The sequence below is a fragment of the Pseudomonas sp. MF6776 genome (assembly GCF_016613125.1).
Classification (GTDB): domain Bacteria; phylum Pseudomonadota; class Gammaproteobacteria; order Pseudomonadales; family Pseudomonadaceae; genus Aquipseudomonas; species Aquipseudomonas iridis.
This window is the reverse complement of sequence record NZ_JAENSQ010000086.1, coordinates 1-2,060: the sequence shown is the minus strand read 5'-3', so window position 1 is coordinate 2,060 and position 2,060 is coordinate 1. Positions and strand designations below refer to the sequence as shown.

Genomic DNA, 2,060 nt, shown 5'->3' with positions numbered 1-2,060 from the left:
CCAATCCCGGTGACGAAACCCCCATCACAATTTGCTTCACCGTCACCCGCGCCTTTCTCGACAAGGCGAAACGTCAGGATAAAAAACTGCATTTCTCCTACACCGTCACCGACCAGATCGGCAACGGTCCGGACACCGATGCGCCGTGGTCGCCGGTGCAGAGCGTGGATGAGGATCTGGATGGCACTCGGTTGCCGATGCCGATTTTGCTGGAACGCAAAGAGGACTATCCCGGTGATGATGCGAGCATCATTGATCTGGAGAAACTGGCGGGCAATCCGTTGCTGTTGGTTGTTGTGACGGCGGATAACCGCTTTGTCGTGGGCTACGACGTTATCGCGACCTATACCGCGACTAACACCGGGCAACCCGCCGATGTGGTGGTGAAGGTCAGCGGCAAAGTCGAAGCGGAGTTCGGGCAGAAAAAAGTCTTGTTCCTTGAGGTGCCCAACGACAAGATCTTCGCTGGCAGCAACGTGACGGCGACCTACGAACTGCGCAAGCCCAACGGCGATCCGGTTGGAAGTTCCAGCACGGCCAACGCTACTGTGACGGGAAGTACTCCGATTGATCTGCTGCCACCTTCACTCGTGGCACCGGCCATTAATCCGATCGATGTACTGGCCTATCCGAACGGGGTGACGGTGCGCATCGAGTATCTTGGCGCACTGAAAGCGGACCGTGCTCGACTGGTCGAAGTCAATCCGCCGGCGGGCTCGCCGCAGTTTCCTTTGGTAGAGTTCAACAGTAATAAAAGAGTGAACACGGTTTTGAGCCCCGCATTTCTCGCCGCGCGGCATGGAGAGAAGATCGATCTGTTCTGGGATTTGTACCGCAACGGTGGGCAGGCTGGCAAGTCGCCTGCCACCCAAATGAGTGTGCTGAAGATTGCGGATGGGGATTCGCGGTTGCCCTCGCCGAAAGTCCCACAGGCACCTGATGACAAAGTCCTGGATTTAAATACATTTGAAGGAAACGCTGACGTTACTGTGCTGCCATGGATAGGCATCAGCACGGACAATATTGTGACGCTAAAACTTCTTGGAAAAGCCACTGACAATAGTGACTGCACGATCCCAATATTGACCAACCATAAAATAACGGAGGCGGAAAAAACCTCAGGAATAAAAGAAATACTGATGAGAGAGCAACTGCTGACACTGAAACACGACACTGAATTAAAAGTATATTTTGAAGTAATACCAAGCCCCGCCAGCAATTTGGCACCCATTATATTTCCACCATTGAATTTAAAATTATTGAAAGTCCCTCTAGTGATGTTAGAGGATTTCGAGACAGGCACAGAAGGTGGCGTGCCCGTTGGCACAGTCATGGACTTCCCGAGCATGGTCGTGACGGTATTGAATGGATATGCAATTATCACGACTCAATACTATACTCCCCCCTTTATAACAGGAAAGTATTTATATTTTGCCCCCGGCGGGACTTTAAGATTCACGCTAAAACGTCCAGCAAAAAGCATTAGATTCGGCAGTGCTGACGCCTCTAACCCCCCGTTACGATACAGCTGCTACGACGAAAACATAGAACTCGTTAAAGCCGGCTCCACCCCGGTATCTGAGAGACCAATAGACGTATGGGTTGAAATAACAGAAACACCAAACAGGACAATTAAATTTATAGACATAACTGATGGAAGAAGCGGCTCACGTTTAGATAACTTCTCACTGTACTATTGAGCGACTTTCCCTTCGGCGTCATACCGCTGAGTATTGCGCAGTTAGCGATACTCGGCGTGACGGCAAATCCCAAAGGACAGATGGAGCTTTTGACGCTCGCGCCAATGACCATTCGTCTCCACCTGTCAGATCTGACAGGTGCGCAAATCGCCACAAAGCGCTCTGATAGCTCCTGCCATTCCCACTGCGCAGGAGCTTGCTTCATGACCACCTCAACCCCACCGGACAACACTGTCCTCGTACTCTATCCACCCAAAGTAAACGGCCAGACCGAACCGGTCGAAGGCGCACATATTGGCGTGCCCCTGGTGGCCTATGATCTGGTCACCGACGGCGAAGGCGCCGTTGTCCTCGTCGATC

General features: G+C 52.1%; 1 pseudogene. It reads left to right on the top strand.

Annotation, left to right across the window (positions count from 1 at the left end):
• Positions 1 to 1,700 (top strand): annotated as a pseudogene (locus tag JJD74_RS30490) (hypothetical protein); the annotation flags it as partial.
• Positions 1,701 to 2,060 lie beyond the last annotated feature (360 nt).